At 70.1% G+C, this 3,509-nt stretch carries 2 protein-coding genes and 1 pseudogene; all 3 read left to right on the top strand.

Annotation, left to right across the window (positions count from 1 at the left end):
• Nucleotides 1-672 precede the first annotated feature (672 nt).
• The 3 genes and pseudogenes from pcnB (at nucleotide 673) to D6689_22545 (ending at nucleotide 3,509) form a co-directional block, all read left to right on the top strand.
• Complete coding sequence (pcnB, locus tag D6689_22555) at nucleotides 673-2,103, top strand: polynucleotide adenylyltransferase PcnB (GenBank protein RMH36422.1); 1,431 nt, start codon at nucleotides 673-675, stop codon at nucleotides 2,101-2,103.
• Between the two features lie 83 nt (nucleotides 2,104-2,186).
• Nucleotides 2,187-3,071 carry a class I SAM-dependent methyltransferase gene (locus tag D6689_22550; GenBank protein ID RMH36421.1) on the top strand — a complete coding sequence of 295 codons (885 nt, stop codon included), beginning with the start codon at nucleotides 2,187-2,189 and terminating at the stop codon, nucleotides 3,069-3,071.
• Nucleotides 3,072-3,354: 283 nt separating this feature from the next.
• Nucleotides 3,355-3,509, top strand: a pseudogene (locus tag D6689_22545) (Ku protein).

Genomic DNA, 3,509 nt, shown 5'->3' with positions numbered 1-3,509 from the left:
TGTGCCGCTGATCCGCGACGACGTGCTGGTCGTCGGTCCCGACGCCCCCGACCGGTTCGATCCATGGGAAGCGATCGCCCTGGACCGCCGCTGACCGGCGCGGGGAGCCGCCGCGCGTTCCTCGGCGGGCCTCCCCCTGCGGCGGCGGTCGCGCGCCTGCGCGGCGAAACGCCCCGTGACGCGACGGATGTCGGGCCCCGCGGCGGAGCGGCAGCGGAACGTCGCGGCGGGCGCTGACGACGCCCCGGCGCGATTCGACGGGGCGTCCCCGGCCCCGGCGCGCACGAATCCCCGCCACGGCGCGCACGAATCCCCGCCGATCGCGAATCCCCCAAGAAATTGTTGCGAGCCTTACTGCATTTGTTATAACCATTGGACTTGCTTGCGTTGTAAGCCGCTGATTTGACACATATTTTGTATTTTTCCGCGCACGCTAAAATTTCCCCTTGTGTCCCCACGGCGAAGGGGTATGATAGGGGCACAACAAGGAGCCGCACGCGAGAGCGTTGCTGGCCGACCGCGGCAGGCCTTCCCCCCCAGCGGCCGCCGCGGTCTTTTTTTGCCCGCGGTGTGCCGCCGGCCGCGGCGCCCGCGCGTGCCAGTCGCATGTGTATAGTGGAAGCGCGACGGATCGGCGCGCGCGCGCCGACGCCTGCCTGGCCTATCTGAAAAATGAGCATTCCCCGCGACTCCATCGATCCCGATGCCGAGAAGGTCGTCCGCCGCCTGAACAAAGCGGGCTACAAGGCGTACCTCGTCGGCGGCTGCGTCCGCGACCTGCTGCTGAGCCGGACCCCGAAAGACTTCGACGTGTCCACCAGCGCGACCCCGCGCGAGATCCGCGCCCTGTTCCGCAACTGCCGCATCATCGGCCGGCGTTTCCGACTGGCGCACATCTTCTTCGGCCAAAAGATCATCGAGACGTCGACGTTCCGGGCGAATCCGCGCCAGGACGCCGACGACGAAGACGGCGAGCTGCTGATCCGGCACGACAACGTGTTCGGGTCGGAGACCGAAGATGCGCGCCGCCGCGACTTCACCATCAACGGCCTGTTTTACGACGTCGAGACCGAATCGGTCATCGATCACGTCGGCGGCATGGCCGACCTCGAAGCGCGCGTCATCCGCACCATCGGGGATCCCGACATCCGCTTTCGGGAAGATCCGGTGCGCATCCTGCGAGCCATCAAGTTTGCTGCGCGCCTCGGATTCAGCATCGAGCCGGTGACGTACGCGGCCCTCGTCCGCCACCGCGAAGAGATCAACAAGTGCGCTGCTCCTCGCGTCCTCGAAGAGTTCTACCGGCTGCTGCGCGGCGGCGCCGCGCGAAGGTCGATGGAGCTGCTCGTCGAGACCGGCGTCGCCGCGACGTTGTCGCCTCATCTCGCGGCGCTGCTGGGCGGCTACGCCGCTGCCGCCGATCTGGACGACGTCGACGACGAGACCGGCCTGTTCAACGGCGAGGAGGACGACGACTTCGGCGGCGACCGGGATGCCGGCACGAGCCCGCCGGAGCTGCCGTTCGATCCGGCCGACCTGCGCGAGCGCCGTGCGGCCGCCTGGCGCATGCTCGACGCCGTCGACGACTTCGTGCGCGACGGTCGCGACCCGACCAACGCCCTGCTGCTCGCCGCGCTGATCGCGCCGTTCGTCGCCGACGACGTGCTCGCCCAGGGGGTCCGCCCGATCGAAGCGAACGAGCGCGTCCTGCAGCTCGTGCAGCCGCTCGTCGCGGAGCTGCACATCGCCCGGCGCGACGCCGAGCGGGCCCGTCAGGTCGTGTTGGCGCTGCGCCGCCTGGTGCCGTCGAAGCGGCGGCGCGGGCGGCCGATGACGCTCGTGCGCCGCGACTACTTCGACGAGGCGCTGGCACTGTACGAGCTGTTCGCGCGCGCGCGCGAACTGCTGCTCGACGACGTGGAGCGGTGGCGGCGGCTGCGCGACGGCGCGCACGGGCGCCCCGACGCCGAGACCACCGAACGCAAGCGGCGGCGGCGCCGCCGAGGCGGCCGACGTCGCCGGCGGAGCCGCGCCGTCGCAGAAGCGGCCGCCGACGCCATCGCCGACGCCGTCGCGCGCGGCGCCGACGGCGACGCATCGTAGGTCGCGCTGGTTTGAATCGGCTGCCGCCACAGGCGATCGATCGGCCGTCCGACCGCGCGCCCGACCGGCCCGAGGCGTGACGCGTGGCGCGCTTTCCCTCCGACCCGCGGCCCGCGCGCAAGCTCGACGAGTCCGGCGAGTTCGACCTCGACGCCGCCACGCGCGAGCACTACGCCGACGCCGTGCTCTACGACTACGAGTACCGCCGCCGGCGCGCGGACGTGAACTTCTACCGTCAGCTCGCCCGGGACCTGCGCGCCGAGGACGTGCTGGACCTGGCCTGCGGCAGCGGGCGCGTCACCCTGCCGCTCGCGCGCGACGGACGGCGAGTCGTCGGGATCGACCTTGCCGCGCCGATGCTCGCGCGAGCCGCCGAGCGCGCCGGTCGGCTCGGACGCGCGGCACGCCAACGCGTGCAGTTCGTCCGCGCCGACATGCGAAGATTCGCCCTGCGCCGCCGGTTCTCGCTGATCGTGAGCGCGTTCAACTCGATCGAGCACCTCTACACCCGTGTGGACCTCGCCGCCTGCCTGTCGTGCGTGCGCGCGCACCTCGCCCCCGGCGGTCGCTTCGCGTTCGACGTGCAAAACCCCGACCTGCAGTGGCTCACGCGCGACCCCCGCAAGCGGTGGGCGCGCACGCGATTCACCGATCCCCGCACGGGCGCCCGCGTCGAGTACACCACCAACCACGTCTACGATCCGATCAGCCAGATCGCCTTCATCCGACTGTACTATCGGCCGCTGGACGAGACGGACGGCCCCGCGCGCCCGTCGGTCGTCCGGCTCGCCCAGCGCAAGTACTTCCCGGCGGAACTCGAGGCGCTGCTCGCCGCCAACGGCTTCGCGGTCGAGGCGCGTTACGGCGGGTTCGCCCGGGAGCCGCTCGACGGGCCGTCGGAGAGCCAGGTGATCGTGTGCGTCCCCGTCGGAGACCGATCCGGATTGGATGTCAGACCCGTCGAGTAGGGTGAGCCCCGTCGTCCCCGTTTCGACGACGCCACTCGTACGGAGGGTAATTCAAATGGCCCAAAAGGTCGCAAAGCTCGGAATCAAACGCGATTCGAACTACATGTACTACATCAAGAAGGGCGACGTGTGGCGTGTGCCGCGCAAGCGCCCCGGCAAGCCGAAGGGCAAGCCGGAACGCGTCGCAGCGGTCGGCGCGGAGATGGACTCCTCGTACATCTACTTCCTCGACAAAAACGGGGACGTTGCGCGCGCCAAGCGCGCCGTCGGCGGGCAAAAGCGCAAGAAGAAGACGGCGGCCAAGAAGACCGCCGCGAGGAAGTCCGCGCGCAAGACCGCCGCGAAGAAGACCGCCGCGAAGAAGACCGCCGCGAAGAAGACCGCCGCGAAGAAGACCGCCGCGAAGAAGACCGCCGCGAAGAAGTCCGCGCGCAAGAC

The organism is Deltaproteobacteria bacterium, assembly GCA_003696105.1.
Classification (GTDB): Bacteria; Myxococcota_A; Polyangia; order Haliangiales; family J016; genus J016.
This window is presented reverse-complemented; position numbering and strand designations above follow the sequence as displayed.